This is a genomic window from Arthrobacter sp. AOP36-A1-22, from assembly GCF_052377615.1.
Classification (GTDB): domain Bacteria; phylum Actinomycetota; class Actinomycetes; order Actinomycetales; family Micrococcaceae; genus Arthrobacter_H.
This window is the reverse complement of the sequence record NZ_JBQSWX010000036.1, coordinates 1-17257: the sequence shown is the minus strand read 5'-3', so window position 1 is coordinate 17257 and position 17257 is coordinate 1. Positions and strand designations below refer to the sequence as shown.

The window sequence follows — 17257 nt, the reverse complement described above, 5'->3', positions numbered from 1 at the left end:
GTCTAACTTACCTTACCGCGTGTCAATCCGCAAATCCATCGTTTCCGGTGTTTCTGCGGTACTCTACGCAATCGATCCAGACTGGATTCGGGGCGCAAAACGCCCCGGTCCATTCAGGACTGATTTTGTTAGGTGGCCGCCTTCCGATCGTCTGCGTTTCCGCTGTACTCGTCTCGGCGACTCAGAAAACTTTACACGGATTCGGGTGCCCCACCAAATCGGAGGCCCTCTTCGCCGAAAACCCCTTGATTCCGCGGGAATCAAGGCGGCTTCGGCCCCCTGGAGGTCGATTTCTGCGATTCCGAGATTTGAGTCCTGCATCACATGCCCCGTCCCTAGAATGGGGCCATGCCCAATGTTCATGATGCCCCGGATCAGCCAGTCGATGTCCCGACGGTCGCCTTCGACCTGCCCGCGCGTTTGGGTCTTGACCACCCACTGGTCAACGCCCCCATGGCCGGTGCCGCCGGCGGAGCCTTGGCCGGCGCCGTCAGTACCGCCGGGGGGTTGGGCCTGATCGGGATCGGCTCCACCGCCACGAAGGAGTGGATCAGCGAACAAGCCACATTGGCCCGCGCCCCCGGACGCGCCTGGGGTGCCGGGTTGATGGCCTGGGTCCTGGAACGCTCCCTGGACCCCCTGCACGAGATCCTGGACCACGGGCCCTCCTTTGTTTCCGTCAGTTTCGGTGACCCGGGCCCCGCCGCAGCGCTGATTCGGGAATCCGGGGCTCTCTGCGCGATGCAGGTGGGAAACGATGCCGATCTGCAGCGGGCCCTCGAGCCGGATATCGACGTCGTCGTCTGCCGTGGCGGGGAGGGTGGCGGTCATGGACGCAATGACGTGGCCACGTTGCCGTTGCTGCAGCAGGCCCTGGCGGCAACCAGCAAACCGGTGATCGCGGCCGGGGGCATCGCCGACGCCCGGGGTGTTGCCGCGGTCCTGGCCGCCGGAGCCCAGGCTGCCTGGATCGGGACCCGTTTCGCGGCCTCGACCGAATCGTCCAGCCATGACCTGGTCAAACAAGCGATTGCCGCGGCCGAGTTGGACGACACGATCTTCACCCGGGTCTTCGATATCGCCCAACGCATCCCCTGGCCCACCGAATTCGGGGGCCGGGCGTTACGCAACGATTTCACCGAGCAATGGGCCCAGGACGGAGAAGGCCTGGTCGATGCCCTGGCCAAGGACCCCTCGATCACCGAAACCATCAAGGCGGCCCGCACCCACGCCGATGTGTCCACCGCCCCCGTCTACGCCGGACAGTCGGTCTCCCGAACCGCCGGTCAGGAGGGTGCCGCCGACATCGTCGCCGAACTGGCCGGCTTCCGCACCCATCTCGGTACCGCCGCCGCCCGCTGGAGTCGAGGCCGTTGACATCTTCCTGGGGCCTTGCCGGGCTTTCGCCTCGACAGCGGGCCCGTCTGGACCAGCTGTACCCGCGGGCCCACGGGATCGTCGACCATAGTTGGCCCTACGGCATCACGGTCCTGGAGTTCATCGACGCAGGACGCCGGCTGCTGCTCAAGGCCTGCCAGGACACGCACCATCTCGACCGGGAAGCCCGGGCCCACCGCAACTGGCTGCAGCCGCTGGCCTCCGACGTACCGGAAATGCTCGGCTACGACGCCGGGGCCGGACTCCTGGTGAAGACGTTCATCGACGGGGAGCTGGCTACCGGCTCCCGGTACGAGCACGACCCCCTGGTCTTCAAACAGGCAGGGGAACTACTGGGTCGGCTGCATCGCGGGACCGTTCCGGTCCTGGATGGGCACTATGAACACTCCGTGCTCTCCAAGACCCTGACCTGGCTGGACCGGGCCCCGGGGCTGGCCCCGCCCGAGCAGCTGTCCCGGGTGCAGCGGTGGTTGGATGCCTTCACCCCCTCACCCGTCGAGGTGGTCCCCACCCACGGCGACTACCACCCCCGGAATTGGATCGGTCGTCCCGACGGCCGGATCGCGATCATCGACTTCGGGCGGGCCGGGCTGCGCCCCTGGTACACCGATATGGTCCGCATGGAACATCGTGACTTCCTGGGGAGTCCGCAGCTGCGGGAGGCCTTCCGGCAGGGCTACCGTCCGAAGGGGGCGGTGCCTCCTGCCGGAACCGTGGACGCGGGCCGCCTGCTCGACGAACTCATGCAGTCATTGGGGACGGTCGTCTGGGCGCACCAGGTCGGTGACCAGGCCTTCGAGGAGCAGGGCCGGGGCATGCTGGCCCGGACCCTGCAGGGCAGCGGGTTCCCCCCGCACTGAGGTCAGTCCGCGGCGTCGCCGAGCAGCATGTTGTCGATCAACCGCACCTGGCCGGTCCGCGCGGCCACCAGGACCAGCGCGCCTCCGGTGAACGGGGTTTCGCGGCAGTTGAAGGCCAGGGGTTCCAACGTGTCGGGGTCCACCACCTCGAGATAATCCAGCTCCACCAGGGGCTGGCTGCCGATCAGGTCCTCCGCCTCGTCGATCATCAACGCCTCGTGGGCCGCGGCACGATCGGCCAGCAGGAACAGGGCCCGACTCAGGACCAGGGCCGCGTCGGCCTGTTCGGGGGTGAGGAACTGGTTGCGGCTGGACAGCGCCAGGCCTTCGGCGGACCGCACGATCGGGACGGCTCGGATGCGCACCGGGTAGGACAGATCGGTGACCAGGCGGCGCACGATGGCCAGCTGTTGGGCGTCCTTCTGCCCGAAGTAGGCGCTGTACTCCACCGGGACCGGGGTCAGGGAGGAGGGCTGGGCGATATGCAGCAATTTGGCGACGACGGCGAGCATGCCATCGAAGTGGCCGGGCCGTGAGGCGCCTTCGAACTTCTCCCCCAGCGTCCCGCTGGACAGACGCACCAGCGGCGCACCTCCGGGATAGATCTCCGGTTCCTCGGGGGCGAAGACGATATCCGCCCCGGCCGAGGCCAGCAGTGCGCGATCCGCCTCGAGGTCGCGGGGATAGCGTTCGAAATCGGCAGGATCATCGAATTGCAGGCGGTTGACGAACACCGAGACGACCACGACGTCGTTCTCCGCGCGGGCCGCACTTACCAGATGTTCGTGCCCCGCGTGCAGGGCGCCCATCGTGGGGACCAGCCCCAGGCGTCGGGGCCCGTCCGTGGCGGGTGCCTGCGCCAGGAGCCTCGAGCCCAGGGCGGCCAGTTCGGCGGCGGTTCGAACCAGAAGCGGACGCGTGGCGCCCAAGGCGCCTGCGTCACCGGGGGGCGGTGCTGTGGTATTCACGCGACGAGTCTATCCCCGCAACGGCCCGGCCGTCTCAGGACAAGGCATCGAGGATGGTGGCCGCCTGGGTCTCGTTGAGCAGTCCCCTCTCCAGGGCCCGCTGGGCGGTGGCCCGACCCATCGCCAGATAGGCGTCCCGGATGTCGGAGGGCACCTCCCCGGTGGCCAGGGCGGCCCGGTGCGCCGTGATCGTCCCGGTATCGCCGCGGGCCACGGGCCCGGTCAGCGCGCCCTCCCCCGAGGCCAACGCGTTCTCCAACGATCCGCGCATCAGTGGTCCCAGCACCCGGTCGGGGGCCTCCACGCCGATGCGACGCAGCAGTTCGGAGGACTGGCCCGCCAGGGTGACCAGGTGGTTGGAGGCGTGGGCCAACGCCGCATGGTAGATCCCGCGGTCCTCCTCGGCGATCACCGTGGACTCGGCCCCCATCTCCACGACCAGGGCCTGGGCGATCGGCAGGACCATCGAGGCGGCGGTGACCCCGAACATGCATTCGTTCAGGCGCACCAAGTCCAGGGACATCCCGGTGAAGCTCATGGCCGGATGGATGGCCAACGGGATGGCCCCGGCCGCCTGGGCGGGAGCGAGGATCCCGGTGCCGTAGCGTCCCGAGGTGTGGACGACCAGCTGGCCGGGCTGCCAGTGTCCGGCCTCGGCCAGGCCCTCCACCAGAGGATGCAGCGCATCATCGGGTACGGCCAGCAACACCAGCTCCGAGCGTCGGACGATCTCGGGGATCTCCAACACGGGAACCCCCGGCAACAGGATCTCGGCGCGGTCCCGCGAGGCTTCGGAGACAGCGTGGACCCCCACGACGGCATGTTCTGCTGATCGCAGGGCGGCCCCGAGGACGGCCCCCACCTTGCCGGCCCCGATGATGCCGACGCCCAGACGTCCTGGTTTACTCATGATTTTCCTCTTCCAGCCAATGGTCTCGGTCCTTCAGTCGGCGGGCCCGGGCCGCCCGGGAGGCCTGGGACATGAACAGTTCACGGCCGGTCCGCAGCGACATCTGCTTCACCCTCGGTGAGATCGGTCCGTCGGTGGTGCAGAATTCGATTCCCGTCAGTCCCAGCGGGCGGTTCAACGGCCCCTGGGTGAGGAAGATGCCTTGGATGCGTTCATGCGGGATGATCACCAACGAATGGGTGAGCACTCCGGCCCGCGAGAACAAGGCCGTATCGGTCACGGCGAATCCCTGTCGGCGGTAGGCGAACGGCGAAAGCCAGCGGGCACTGCGCGGGGAGGTGATGAACCCCTCCGCACTTCCGGAGCCCCCGATCCCCGCCCCGACCAGTTCGGCGGGCCGTTCGGTCCCCGGTTCGGGCAGCACGACGGACAACACGTTGAGCACGTCCTGCCGTGTGCCCACGGGCAGCAGGGTGGAACGCAGCGCCCCTTCCTGATTGCCGTAGCCGGCGACGTTGACGACGACCTTGTACCAGCCGAAACGCCGCCAGATGATCCCTTGGGTGACCATGACCGCCTGCACCCGGCCGGGAGGTACTGTCTGGTGGCTGGTCTCCAGCAGTCCGTAGCTGAGTCGCAAACCGTCTTCGCTCATGGCCGCGCGGAAGTTGTAGCCCTGGTTGAACTGGCCCCACAGGACGGGGACGACGCCGATGAGACCCGGGAGGACGAAGAAGAAGCTGATCTCGCCGTCGGAGGCCACGGTGGCGACAATCATGCTGAGGACGAACAGCAGCACCGCCGCCAGCCACGGGGAGAGCAGGGTCGCGGCGATCAATCGCGGGGGCGGGACCACGGCCACGGTGCGTTCGGGAGCCTCCGGGGACACGGGCTCTCCGCCGGCGGGTCCCGGGGCCGGGGCGGGTCCTGCGGAGGCGGGTTCGGCGGACCGCGCCGCCGGGCCCTCCGCCCCGGGGACCCCGGGAGCGGGGACGACGCCGGCGGGGCCGGCCTCACGTTCCTGCTTCAGTCCGGCGGCGCGGGCCAGGATGTCATTGCGGAGGACCTTCGCAGCGTCCAGCTTGATATAGGCCAGCCGCATGGCCGTGGATCCGGAGTCGGCGACCTCAAATTTCAGTTCGGCGAGGCCGAAGATGCGGGCCACCAGCGGCTGGACGATGTCGATGGCCTGGACCCGGTCGATCCGGGCCTGGCGTTGTTGGCGGAAGACGACGCCGGAGTTCACGTGCACGTGCCTGGCGGTGACCTGGTATTTGGTGAAGTACCAGGACAGGAAGAAACCGGCCATGATCAACACCAGGATGCCGATGCCTCCGGCGACGACGAGCAGCACGCTGGGGGTGAAGCTCCAGTCCTTATCCGCCTCGGGGGGCAGTTCACCGGCACTGAAGATGTTGTTGAGCGAATTCTGGCCGAAGAAATAGAGGAACGCCACCACGACGAGCCAGCCCCTGACCATCGGCGAAACCGGGTGGACCCTACGCCAGGGGGCCGACTCCTCCGCCTCGGTCATCGACGCCTGATCGCCGGTCACAGTCCGGCCAGCCTCGCCTCGCCGCGGGCCGAGAGACGCTCACGCAGGCGGGTCCCCTCGGAGGAGGGCAGCCCGGGGATCTCCGCCTTGGCGGTGGTCGAGGCGGTATGGAGTTGGACCTTGCACAGGCCCAGGGCCCGGTCGATGGGCCCGACCGCGACGTCGACGTACTGCATCCGACCGTAGGGGACGACCAGGACCTGTTGGAACATCAAGCCCGAACGGATGAGCAGGTCGTCGTCTCGTTCGGCGTAGCCGATGGCCCGAACCTGCCGGGGGATGATGGCCATGCGGACCACGTCGAAGACGACGACCACCCCGAGCAGCCCCCAGGCCAGCCAGGCCGGGTAACCGGACCAGACGCCGGTCAGCATCAGGACCAATGGCACGGCCAGCACGGCCCAGGTCACCAACGCCGAGATCGCCCAGCCGACCAAACGCACCTTCGCATAGGCAGGCGAGACCCGCTGGAACACCAGGCCCTGGGGATCAATTGGTTCCTGCGGCATACCCTTCGTCTTCCTCCCGTTTCCGGCTCCCCGCCCCGGGGGCCGATGGGTCCTCGGGAGGCAGCTTGCAGAACTGCTCCACGACCCACCCCACGATAACCATCACGAGCGAACCGATAATCATTACCAGGGATGAGATCACCACCTGGTTGCCCCAGCCGGCGCCGCGCAGCACATCCAGCAGCAACCCGATATGCCATCCGCCGATCAGCGAACCGGCGTAGGCGGTGGCCTGGGCCAGCACCAGGGTCCGGGCGGCCTGCAACGGGTCGAGGCGGCGCTTGAGCTTGCCCTGGGTATAGCGCCTGACCCGCAGCCCAAACGCAAAGGTGATCGCCATGCCGGCGACCATGGTGACCAGCGACGGCCATTGGAGCACCGGGGAGGTGAAGCCGTTGGTGGTCAGCAGCAGCTGCGCCGTCCAACCGGCCAGGGCCGATCCCAGGCAGATCAGCAGCAACCAGAGCGGGCGGATGGTGTTCATCGGGATTCAGCCGTCCTCGCCGGCGGTGTAGAGGCTAAGCCCCTGAAGATCGGCGGCCTCGGCGGCCAGTTCCGCCACCGGGCGTCCGCCCAATGTTGCCTCCGGATCCATCCAGGCCCACGGCTGCAGGACAAATGCACGCTCGGCGGCCCGCGGGTGGGGCAGCGTGAGGATCTCGTCGTCGGAGACCACGTCCGCGTAGATGATCACGTCGACATCCAGGGTCCGGGGACCCCACCTGACCTCGCGGGTGCGGTGGTGGTCCTGTTCCACCGACTGGCACCAGGCCAGCAGATCCAACGGCGCAAGCGTGGTCTCGACCTCCACCACCAGGTTCAGGAAGTCGGGCTGGCCCCCGGGGCCACCGACGGGCCGGGTCTGGACCAGGGGCGACACCCGGCACAACCGGACCGCGGGGTCGGCCACGAGTTCGGCGACGGCATCGGTGAGGGTGGAGGAGCGTTCGCCCAAGTTGCTGCCCAACGCCAGCACCGCCCGGACCGGGGTGCTCATTCCCGTTCCCGATGGATGTGGATGCTCACGTCACCGAAGGGGACCTCGATGGGTGCCTTGGGTTTATGCACGGTGATGTCCACCGCGGCGACGTCGAACTCGGCCAACACCATGCTGGCCAGCCGTCCCGCGAGCTTCTCGATCAGGTTGTAGGGGCCCGCCGTGATCTCGTCCTTGACCCGCTCGGCCAATTCGCCGTAATGGGCGGTGTCGGACACCTCGTCCGAGGCTTCGGCGGGGCGGATGTCCGTATACAGCACGACATCCACCACGAAGGGCTGTCCGTTGCGCTTCTCGTGTTCGAAGACCCCGTGGTGGCCGATGGCGGTGATGCCACTGAGGCAGATCCGGTCCCGGACGTCCGTCGGCGCGGGAGAGGAACCTCCACCCATGATCAGGCTCCCGCCGGCGCGGAGGAGGACCCGGCGGAGGCGGGGTTGGTCCACGCGGCGGCGACCTTCAGCGCGTCCAGGGTCCCTTCGACGTCGTGCACCCTGACACACCAGGCTCCCGCGACCGCTGCCAGGGCACTGGTGGCGGCCGTGGCGACATCGCGTTCGGCCGGGGGCGCCGGTTTGCCGGCCTCGGCCAGCAGCGCCCCGAGGAACCTCTTGCGCGAGGTGCCGATCAGGACCTTGTGCCCCAGCGCCTTCAACTCGGGGATGGCCTGCAGCAGCGCCCAGTTGTGCTCGGGATCCTTGGCGAAGCCCAGTCCCGGGTCGATGACGATGTGCTCGGGGGCGACCCCGGCGTCGGTGAACGTGGAGCGTACGGTCTTCAGCTCGTTGACGACCTCGGCCACGACGTCATCGTAGTTGGCTTCGGAGACCATCGTCTGCTGGTCCCCGCGGCGGTGCATCAGCACGTAGGGGACCTTGCGTTCGGCCACCAGCGCCGGCATGTCTGCCTCATGGGTCAGCCCGGAGACGTCGTTGATGATCTGTGCCCCGGCGTCCAGGGCCGCGCGGGCGGTGGCGGTGTGCATGGTGTCCACGGAGACGATCGCACCGGCCTTGACCAGGGCGGCGATGACCGGGACGATGCGCCCCTGCTCGGCGGAGGGGTCCACGTAGTCGGCACCGGGGCGGGTGGATTCCCCGCCGACGTCGATGATGTCCGCCCCGGCATAGAGCATGCGGAGCCCGTGCTGGATCGCGTCATCGGTCTTGAGGTATTTCCCGCCGTCGCTGAAGGAATCCTGCGTGACGTTGAGGATCCCCATGACCAACGTGCGGTCCTTGGGCAGTTGCGCGACGTTCTTCGCCGACTTCACGGCACGGATGACCGGTAGCGGGGAGGTGGCGGGACCGGTTCCGGGGATTGCTCCGAGGGACATGGTGACCTACTTTCCGAGAATGAGGCTCATCGCCTCGGCGCGGGTCGCCGGATCGCGCAACTGCCCGCGCATGGCACTGGTGACGGTCTTGGCGCCGGGCTTCTGCACGCCCCGCATGGACATGCACATATGTTCGCATTCGATCACGACGATGGCACCGCGTGGCTGCAGATGGTCCATCAGGGCCATCACGATCTGGGTGGTCAGCCGCTCCTGGACCTGGGGGCGCCGTGCATAGAGTTCAACCAGCCGGGCCAGCTTGCTCAGCCCGGTGACCTTCCCGTCGGGCCCCGGGATGTACCCGATATGGGCGCTGCCGTGGAAGGGAACCAGGTGGTGTTCGCAGGTGGAGTAGAACGGGATGTCCTTGACCAGCACGAGCTCGTCATGGTCGATGTCGAAGGTGGTCGACAACAAGTCCGCCGGGTCCCCGTGCAGCCCGGCAAAGAACTCGGTATAGGCCTTGGCGACCCGTTGGGGGGTCTCCACCAACCCATCCCGGTCCGGATCCTCGCCAATGGCATAAAGGATCTCCCGCACCGCGGCGGCAATGCGTTCCTGGTCCACGGGACTGGCGGTTTCGGACACGACGGTGCCTTCTTCCTCTAGGGTGCTCACGATCTAGATCCTAGCCTGAGTGGGCTCAGTCGAGGTTGCCGGGTCCATCGGCACCGGGCAGGCCGGGGGTGTCCCCGCCTCCGGTTCCGGGGCCGAATCCACCGTCCGCCCCGGTATCGGGACCCGGGTTCCCTCCGGGCAGGGACGGGCCCGACCCCGGATCCACCACGGCGTCGGCGTGGCCTTCGTCCTCGGTTGCGGATGACCCTTCATGACGTTCGGCGGCCTGCCGGCGTTCCAGCGGGGAGAGCACGGGACCCTCGGGGTGGACCGGACGGCTGGACTTGGAGAGCCAGACCACCCGTTCGGGCTGCTTGACGATATCGGAGAAGATCTCGGCGAGCTCCTTCTGGTTCAGGGTCTCCTTCTCCAGCAGAGCCAAGGCCAAACGATCCAGGACGTGGCGGTTCTCGGTCAGCGCCGCATAGGCCTCGTCGTGGGCCGCGTCGATCAGGGCGCGGACCTCGTCGTCGATGACCCCTGCCATCGCATCGGAGTACCCCCGGTCCTGTCCGGCGTCACGTCCCATGAACGGTTCCCCGCCCGCGGAGCCGAGCTTCACGGCGCCGACGCGTTCGCTCATGCCGTATTCGGTGACCATCTTGCGGGCCGTCCCGGTGGCCTTCTCGATATCGTTCGAGGCCCCGGTGGAGGGGTCGTGGAAGATGATCTCCTCAGCGACCCGGCCCCCCATGGCGTAGGCCATCTGATCCAGCAGTTCGTTGCGGGTGATCGAGTACTTATCGTCCTCGGGCACCACCATCGTGTAGCCCAGGGCCCGGCCACGCGGCAGGATGGTCACCTTCGTCACCGGGGCGGTCTGGCGCATGACCGCGGCGACCAGGGCGTGGCCGCCCTCGTGGTAGGCGGTAATCTTGCGTTCGTGCTCCTTCATCAGCCGGGATCGCTTCTGCGGTCCCGCCATGACGCGGTCGATCGCCTCGTCCAGGGCGCGGTCGTCGACCAGCTGGGCATTGGAGCGGGCGGTCAGCAGGGCCGCCTCGTTGAGCACGTTGGCCAGATCGGCACCGGTGTATCCGGGCGTCTTCTTGGCCACCGCCTTCAGGTCGACGTTGTCCGCCATGGGCTTGCCCTGGGCGTGGACGTTGAGGATCTGTTCGCGACCGACCAGGTCGGGGGCCTCCACCGGGATCTGACGGTCGAAGCGGCCCGGACGCAGCAGGGCCGGGTCCAGGACGTCGGGGCGGTTGGTGGCGGCGATGAGGATGACGTTGGTGTTGGCGTCGAAGCCGTCCATCTCCACCAGCAGCTGGTTCAGCGTCTGTTCGCGTTCGTCGTTGCCGCCACCGACCCCGGCACCACGGTGGCGTCCGACGGCGTCGATCTCGTCGACGAAGATGATGGCCGGTGAGTTCGTCTTGGCCTGCTCGAAGAGGTCACGCACGCGGGAGGCACCGACGCCGACGAACATCTCCACGAAGTCCGAACCGGAGATCGAGTAGAACGGGACGCCGGCTTCCCCGGCCACCGCCTTGGCGAGCAGGGTCTTGCCGGTACCCGGGGGGCCGTAGAGCAGCACGCCCTTGGGGATCTTGGCGCCGACGGCCTGGAACTTGGCGGGCTCCTCGAGGAACTCCTTGATCTCGTGGAGTTCCTCGACGGCTTCCTCGGCGCCGGCCACGTCCACGAAGGTCACCTGGGGCATGTCCTTGGTGATCAGCTTGGCCTTGGACTTGCCGAACTTCATGACCTTGTTGCCGCCACCCTGGGCCCGGGAGAGCAGGAACCAGAACAGCAGGGCGATGAGCAGGAACGGGATGATGAACCCGAGCATGCTCACGAACCAGTTGCTTTCCACCGGCTGGTCGGTGAACCCGTCGAGCTTGGCGTCGTCCATCGCCTGGACCACGTCGGTGGCGCGGGCGGTGGAGTAGAAGAAGCTGACCTTCTTGCCCAGGTCGTCGCCGTCGAGGGTGAAGTCGTCCTTCAGCGACAGGTCGACCCGTTGGTCCCCGTCGTAGATCTTCGCCTCGGAGGCCTTGTCGTTCTTGAGCAGTTCCAGCCCGACGCTGGTATCCACCCGGCCGGTGTTCCCCGCGGTGAGGCTCGGCAGGAAGATGAGCAGTGCCGCAACACCGATCAGGACCCAGACGGCCCAGCTGTTGAAGATCTTCTTGACGTTCATGCGTTGGGGGCCCGACCCCCATCCCTCCTGGTCGCGGACGACGTGTCGTCCGGAAAAGTATTCGGTGTCCCTATCAGATCACCCTCGTGTCTAACCACGACCGAGCGCGCCCGGGAGTTCCCCTGACGGCGTAAGGATCCCGCCGTCGTCCTACTGGTAGACGTGCGGGGCCAGGGTGCCGATGAAGTCCAGGTTGCGGTACTTCTCGTCGAAGTCCAGCCCGTAGCCGACCACGAATTCGTTGGGGATGTCCATGCCGACGTACTTCACGTCGATCTCGACCTTGGCGCCCTCGGGCTTGCGCAGCAGCGTGCAGATCTCCACCGAGGCCGGGCCGCGGGAGTTGAGGTTCGCCTTGAGCCAGGACAGGGTCAGGCCGGAATCGATGATGTCCTCGACGATGAGCACATGCTTGCCCAACAGGTCGGTATCCAGGTCCTTGAGGATCCGGACGACGCCGGAGGACTGGGTTCCCGAACCGTAGGAGGACACGGCCATCCAGTCCATGTTCACGTGGGAGTGCAGGGCCCGCACGAGGTCGGCCATGACCATCACCGCGCCCTTGAGCACGCCGACCACCAGGATGTCGCGACCGGCGTAATCGGCGTCGATCCGGGCGGCCAGCTCGTTGATCTTCTCCTGGATTTCTTCCTTGGTGTATAGAACGTGTGCCAGGTCGGCGGTGACGTCGTTCGAATCCACGAATGGCTCCTGTGATCGGTTGTGCCTGCGCAACGGCTTAAAGGGAGTGCGCCTTAGGGTTCAAGATTGCCACAGCCCGGGCGTCGGTGCAGAACCGGGGCCGGTGATCGCGATGACGGCGCGGGCCGTTTCCGGGTGGGTTCCGCGCCGGTGGCGTCTGGCCCGGGCATGCCCGTCCAATTGGATGGGGCCCGCGGATCGGCCGTCGCCGACCAGTTGCTCCAAGGCCGCCACCCGTTCGAATCCGGGCGCCGGGGCACCACAGTGGACGACGGCGCTGCGCAACACCCGGCCCAGCAACGCCTGGCCGAGCCCCCGCAACAGCGTCAGGTCCAGCAGCACGCTGGCCGGGTCGCGGCAGGGCAGCCGGAGCCGGGCGAGGGCCTCGGCGGCTTCGGCGTCGAGGTGGTCGGCGTCGCGGCGGGCCAGGATCGCGGTGCGGGCCAACGCCTCGGATAGTCCGGGACCCAACGAGTCCTCGAGCAGGGGCAGCAGTTCGTGCCGGACGCGGTTGCGCAGCAGCGAGGTGTCGGCATTGCTGGGGTCCACCCAGTACTCGAGGCCTTCATGGGCGCAGATGGCTTCGGTATCGGTGCGGCGCAACCGAAGCAGCGGGCGCAGGTACGGGCCGCGGGAGGCGGGCATCCCGGCCAGTGACCGGGGGCCCGATCCCCGGGCCAGGCCCAGCAGCACCTGTTCCGCCTGGTCGTCGAGGGTATGGCCCAGCAACAGCGCGGAAGCCCCGGTGTCGGCGAGCGCCTGGTCGAAGGCCGCATACCTGGCCCGGCGGGCGTCGGCTTCGGAGGACCCCTCGGGGGCGACCCTGCGCACCAGGACCGGTTCGAGTCCCAGCCCCCGCAGCTGGGTTGCCGCCGACTCGGCGACGTCGGCGCTTCCGGATTGGAGCCCGTGGTCCACGATGACCGCCCCCGCACGCAGCTGCTGTTTGCCGACCAGGAAGGCGGCGGCCGCCGCCAGGGCCAGGGAGTCGGCTCCGCCGCTGCAGCCGATGAGCACGAACGCCGGAGGTCGCTGGGGGTCGGGGGATCCCACGCTGTCCAGGATCGCCCGGCGGGCCCTGGCCAGGGCCGGGGGAAGATGGCCTCCCACGGCTACCCTGCCGTGCTGGGGACCACGCGCTCGATCCACTCCCGGGGATGGTGGATCTCGTGTTCGGTGGGCAGGTTCCCGGCGTGCTCCCAGACGAGGTTGAACCCCTCCATCCCGACCTGGTCGACCACGGCCCCCACGAAGCGCTGCCCGTCCCGGTACTGGCGCATCTTGGCCTCCAGGCCCAGGAACCTGCGCATCCACGTCTCGATCGCCCCGCGGTTGCCGCCGCGGGCGTTGAAGCGTTGACGGATGGTCTTCACGCTGGGCACGATCGAGGAATCCACCGCGTCCATCACGACATTGGCGTGGCCCTCCAGCAGGGACATGACCGCGGTGAGGTGGCTCATCAGGGCCCGCCCCTCGGGATCCTGCAGCGCCGAGAGCAGCCCGGCCGAGGACTGCGGTCCCGCCGGGGCCCCCGCCGTCGTCCCCGCGTCCTGGCCCTTGCGGCCCAGCGAGGACATCGCGTCCTGTCCGGCGGCCTTGAGCCGTTCGGCCAGACCACCGGGTGAGTCCATGAGTGAGCCGGTCATTTCGGCGATGGTCTCCTGCAGGTGGGCCCGCAACCAGGGGGCGGCGGCGAACTGGACGCGGTGCGTCTGTTCGTGCAGGCACACCCAGAGCCGGAAATCCGCGGGGTCGACCTTGAGTTCACGTTCGATCTCCACGATGTTCGGGGCCACGATGAGCAACCGTCCGCCGGAGGGTCCCCCGCCGAGCAGCCCGGCGAACGGATCGTATTGGCCCAGCACCTTGGAGGCGAGGAAGGCCAGGATGCCGCCGAGTTCGACGCCTGCGGTGCGACCGCCGACGGCGATGGCCGCCGGTGACATCCTGCCTTCCTGGGAGGCCAGCAGGCGTTCCATGGCCGGGGCCAGCAGCCCTTCGAAGCTCTGTACATTGGCCCGCGCCCAGGTCCCGCGATCCACGACCAGCACGGTGGAGTCGCGCAGGTCACGGGCGGCCTCGAGCCCGGTGATCCGGTGGACGTGTTCCACGGAGGCGTCGGCCTTCACCCGCAGGTCCTCCACCACCGTGTCGATCTGCCCGGAGTCCAGCTTCGGGCCGGGGCGGGCCAGGCGTTCGGCCGTGGTCCCGGCGGCGTCCCAGTTGATGAGCTGCGTGTTCGTGGCGGAAGTTCCCATGCGTCCCATCTCACCACGGGCGGACCCACGCTGTCCGTCATTTCGTTTCAGGCGTAGCCACGGCCGCCGGCCGGCGTCCCGGGCGGGCAGGTGCTCAGGTGGTGCACCCGCAGCCGGCCAGCACCCCGGCCGCCCGGTCCAGCCCGTCCCGTGCCGGACCCAGCCCGCCGTCGAATCCGTGGCCGAAGAAGGCGAAGACCAGGACCCGCCCGTCGGCGGTGACGACGGTCCCGCCCAGGGTGGCGATCCCGGTCAGCGTGCCGGTCTTGGCGCGGATCTGCCCGCGGGTCGCCTTCGAGGTCAACCGGTCCTCCAACGTCCCGGTGGCCCCGGAGATCGGCAACAGGTAGGACACGTCGCGCAGATCCGGGTCCGTGGACCTCGCGGCGGCACGGATGATGTCGGTGAGCTGGTGGGGGCTCAACCGGTTGCGGTCCGACAGGCCCGAGGCATCGGAAAGGGACAGGCCCTCCACCTCCACGCCCAAGGATTCGGCGGTGGCCCGCAATGTGTCGGTGGCCCCGCCGAAGGTGGCCGCCCGGCCGGCCGCGATGGCCGCGAGCCGGCCCATGGTCTCGGCGACGTAGTTATCCGACTCCTTGCCCATGAAGGCCAGCTGTTCCAGCACCGACGCCGAACGGACCTGCGCCAATTCGGTGGCCCCGGTTCCTGCTTCGCCGCGGACGACCTTCTTGCCGATGCTCAGCTTCGGGGGGCCGGCGGCCGCCGGGGAGGCGCTGGCGGGGTCCTTCTTCTGCTGCGCATCGGCCTTCTTCTGTTCGGCGGCCACCGCCTTGGACAGTGCGGTGCGGAACGTGGTGGCGGCCGTCATCGCCGGATCCGGCACCCGCGCACTCTTGGCCCCGCCGTCCTGGCGGGCCCCGTACATGGCCAGCGGCTGGACCGCGGAGATGTTCGAGGTGGTCATCAACGATTCGTCCCAGACCGGGTTCAGCGCCGCCCCCGTGAACAGGGTGTCATCCACCACGACGTCCAGTTCGGTCTTCTTCCCGGGGGCGATCTTCCCGGAGGAGAACAATGCCGTCGCGGTCTGCCGGGCCAGGGTCGCCAATCCGGCACGGCTGACGGTGGCGTCGGGCTCGGAGCGGCCGGCCCCCAGCAGCACGTCCCCACCCCCGACGAGCACCACCGTGTCATCGGCGCCCAGGACCGCCGTCGTGGGCAGGGTCGTTTCCCCGCCCAACTGTTTCAGGGCGGTGACGGCGGTGAGGATCTTCAGGTTCGACGCCGGGGCGCTGGTCTTGTCTCCCTTGCGGCTGTAGAGGACCTTGCCGGTGGACAGATCGGTGACCTCCGCGGTGAAGCTGCCTCCCGGGGTCTTCTTGAACGCGGCATCCAGCGATTTCTTCAGCACCGCGGCCTCGGGGCGTTCCGCGTCCCCGTCCAAGGGGGCCAGGGCGGTGGCCGTGGCCGGGGCCACGCTGGGCACCGCCGCGGAGGGTTCGGCTGGCGGTTCGGTCGGCGCCGTGGACGAGTTCGGGATCGACGGCAGGTCCACCGCCGAGGCGAGTCCCGGGAAGGCGGGCAGCAGGTTCAGCACCAGTACCCCGGCCAGGACTCCCATGACCACGACCAGCAGCAAGGAGGTCAGCGTCCGCAGGGAGCGTTTCATCGGCTTCTTCCTCGAGTAGTGGTTGCCCTTCGCCGCCCTATACTCTGGAGGCAGCAGCTTTAAGCCTAGACGGCGCGCGGCCGTTTCCTGCGTCCGGCCCGCCCCACCGCATGAAAGTCGAGGACCCCATGAACCATGACGTCACCGTCGAGATCCCCACCGGATCCCGCGTCAAGTACGAGATCGACCACGAAACGCACCGCTTGCGGTTGGATCGCGTGCTGTTCACCCCCATGCAATACCCGACCCACTACGGCTACTTCGAGGACACCCTCGGCGAAGACGGCGACCCGCTGGACGCACTGATCTGGATGCCGGGCATCGACCTGGTCCCCGGCGTGCTGGTGGAATCGCGTCCCATCGGCGTCTTCAACATGACCGACGACGGCGGCGGGGACGCCAAGCTGATCTGCGTCCCGGCGGATAAGCGCTACGACCACATCCGCGAACTCGAGGATGTGGACCAGTGGCTGATCCGGGAGATCGAGCACTTCTTCCTGCACTATAAGGACCTGGAACCGGGCAAGTGGGTCAAGGCCGAGGGCTGGGAGGGCCGCGCCGCGGCCGAAGCCGAACTCACCCGTTCCATCGAACGGTTCGCCACCACCGGCCACTAGCAGCCCCTCCGCTGGACCAGCGTGGATCCGGTCGACGGCACGACCGCCGAATCAACCGTCAACGGTTGATCGTCGGGCAGACTGGTGCCATGTTCGTCCTCACCATCAATCAACGCGATTCACGCGAGGTCGGAGACCGGATCGAGGAGCTGATCGCCTCGCTCGCGCCGATCCCGACGCTGGTGCCCTTCCAACGCTCCTTCGGCGACGAGGCCATCGGCGTCCTGACCACCCCGGAGCACGCCCTCGAGGCGGCGTTGACCGCCTTGCGGCAACACCGGTGGCATGTGGGCATCGGCGTGGGCCCGGTGCAGGCACCGTTTCCCGAGTTGATCGCCGACGCCGAGGGCTTCGGCCTGGTCTATGCCCGGCGAGCCGTGAACCGGGCCCAGAAGACCGGTGAGCGCATTCCCCTGGCCGTCGCCGGCCCCGACTCCGAGGTGGCCTCCGAAGCGGAGGCGGTGGCCCGGCTGGTCGGTCGGATCGTCGCTACCAGGACCGAAGCCGAATGGTCCGTCCTGGATCTGATGATCCCCGGGGTCCGCGGCCAGCAGAAGGCGATCGCCACGGAACTGGGGATCACCGCCCAAGCGGTCTCCAAGGCGGTGGTCCGGTCGAACTGGAACGAGGAGTGGGCCTGCCGTCCGGCGGTGGCCCGGCTGCTGTCGCTCGTGGCGGGGCCCGACCGGCTGCCGGCGGCCACCTACCCCTATGATCCCGGCAGGGAACCGGACCGACCCGCCGCAGGGG

18 protein-coding genes are annotated in these 17257 nt (G+C 68.3%); 4 read left to right on the top strand and 14 right to left on the bottom strand.

The annotated features are described in order from the left end of the window. The first annotated feature begins 348 nt into the window (after window positions 1-348). Window positions 349-1377, top strand: a complete 1029-nt coding sequence (locus tag ACT3S2_RS15080) for an NAD(P)H-dependent flavin oxidoreductase (protein WP_444555178.1) — start codon at window positions 349-351, stop codon at window positions 1375-1377. Then, entirely contained in the window at window positions 1374-2258 is an 885-nt protein-coding gene (locus ACT3S2_RS15075) for a phosphotransferase family protein (RefSeq protein ID WP_444555179.1), read from the top strand. Before ACT3S2_RS15080 ends, ACT3S2_RS15075 begins: the two co-directional genes overlap by 4 nt. Before the next feature lie 2 nt (window positions 2259-2260). Here ACT3S2_RS15075 and panC read toward each other — a convergent pair whose 3' ends face one another. From panC to dacB, 14 genes are all read right to left on the bottom strand, one after another. After that, window positions 2261-3226 carry a pantoate--beta-alanine ligase gene (gene panC / locus ACT3S2_RS15070; RefSeq protein ID WP_444555180.1) on the bottom strand — a complete coding sequence of 322 codons (966 nt, stop codon included), beginning with the start codon at window positions 3224-3226 and terminating at the stop codon, window positions 2261-2263. 34 nt (window positions 3227-3260) lie between these two features. Next, the gene (locus tag ACT3S2_RS15065) at window positions 3261-4136 is read right to left on the bottom strand and encodes a Rossmann-like and DUF2520 domain-containing protein (protein ID WP_444555181.1); all 876 of its coding nucleotides are present in this window, start codon (window positions 4134-4136) and stop codon (window positions 3261-3263) included. Continuing rightward, the gene (locus ACT3S2_RS15060) at window positions 4129-5691 is read right to left on the bottom strand and encodes a PH domain-containing protein (protein WP_444555182.1); all 1563 of its coding nucleotides are present in this window, start codon (window positions 5689-5691) and stop codon (window positions 4129-4131) included. The genes ACT3S2_RS15065 and ACT3S2_RS15060 overlap by 8 nt, the downstream gene beginning before the upstream one ends. Continuing rightward, window positions 5688-6200, bottom strand: coding sequence for a PH domain-containing protein (locus tag ACT3S2_RS15055; RefSeq protein WP_444555183.1), 513 nt, complete (start codon window positions 6198-6200; stop codon window positions 5688-5690). The genes ACT3S2_RS15060 and ACT3S2_RS15055 overlap by 4 nt, the downstream gene beginning before the upstream one ends. Then, entirely contained in the window at window positions 6181-6684 is a 504-nt protein-coding gene (locus ACT3S2_RS15050) for a DUF3180 domain-containing protein (RefSeq protein WP_444555184.1), read from the bottom strand. Before ACT3S2_RS15050 ends, ACT3S2_RS15055 begins: the two co-directional genes overlap by 20 nt. 6 nt (window positions 6685-6690) lie before the next feature. After that, window positions 6691-7197, bottom strand: coding sequence for a 2-amino-4-hydroxy-6-hydroxymethyldihydropteridine diphosphokinase (gene folK / locus ACT3S2_RS15045; RefSeq protein WP_444555185.1), 507 nt, complete (start codon window positions 7195-7197; stop codon window positions 6691-6693). Further along, window positions 7194-7589, bottom strand: coding sequence for a dihydroneopterin aldolase (gene folB, locus ACT3S2_RS15040; RefSeq protein ID WP_444555186.1), 396 nt, complete (start codon window positions 7587-7589; stop codon window positions 7194-7196). The genes folK and folB overlap by 4 nt, the downstream gene beginning before the upstream one ends. Window positions 7590-7591: 2 nt before the next feature. Continuing rightward, window positions 7592-8533 carry a dihydropteroate synthase gene (folP, locus tag ACT3S2_RS15035; RefSeq protein WP_444555187.1) on the bottom strand — a complete coding sequence of 314 codons (942 nt, stop codon included), beginning with the start codon at window positions 8531-8533 and terminating at the stop codon, window positions 7592-7594. A gap of 6 nt (window positions 8534-8539) precedes the next feature. Continuing rightward, window positions 8540-9151: a GTP cyclohydrolase I FolE gene (gene folE, locus ACT3S2_RS15030; RefSeq protein WP_444561867.1), complete on the bottom strand. Its 612-nt coding sequence runs from the start codon at window positions 9149-9151 to the stop codon at window positions 8540-8542. Window positions 9152-9176: 25 nt separating this feature from the next. Next, on the bottom strand, window positions 9177-11297 hold the full coding sequence (gene ftsH / locus ACT3S2_RS15025; RefSeq protein WP_444555189.1) for an ATP-dependent zinc metalloprotease FtsH: 2121 nt from the start codon (window positions 11295-11297) through the stop codon (window positions 9177-9179). 150 nt (window positions 11298-11447) lie between these two features. Further along, a complete protein-coding gene (gene hpt, locus ACT3S2_RS15020) occupies window positions 11448-11999 on the bottom strand; it encodes a hypoxanthine phosphoribosyltransferase (RefSeq protein WP_444555190.1) in 552 nt (183 codons plus the stop codon). 60 nt (window positions 12000-12059) lie between these two features. After that, window positions 12060-13109: a tRNA lysidine(34) synthetase TilS gene (gene tilS, locus ACT3S2_RS15015; RefSeq protein ID WP_444561866.1), complete on the bottom strand. Its 1050-nt coding sequence runs from the start codon at window positions 13107-13109 to the stop codon at window positions 12060-12062. Between the two features lie 2 nt (window positions 13110-13111). Beyond that, entirely contained in the window at window positions 13112-14257 is a 1146-nt protein-coding gene (locus tag ACT3S2_RS15010; protein WP_444555192.1) for a zinc-dependent metalloprotease, read from the bottom strand. A gap of 94 nt (window positions 14258-14351) precedes the next feature. Then, window positions 14352-15890, bottom strand: coding sequence for a D-alanyl-D-alanine carboxypeptidase/D-alanyl-D-alanine endopeptidase (dacB, locus tag ACT3S2_RS15005; protein WP_444561865.1), 1539 nt, complete (start codon window positions 15888-15890; stop codon window positions 14352-14354). Between the two features lie 128 nt (window positions 15891-16018). Here dacB and ACT3S2_RS15000 point away from each other — a divergent pair, with 128 nt between their 5' ends. Continuing rightward, the gene (locus ACT3S2_RS15000; RefSeq protein ID WP_444555194.1) at window positions 16019-16507 is read left to right on the top strand and encodes an inorganic diphosphatase; all 489 of its coding nucleotides are present in this window, start codon (window positions 16019-16021) and stop codon (window positions 16505-16507) included. 89 nt (window positions 16508-16596) lie between these two features. After that, a partial coding sequence (locus ACT3S2_RS14995; protein WP_444561864.1) for a hypothetical protein occupies window positions 16597-17257 on the top strand: 661 nt, incomplete at its 3' end.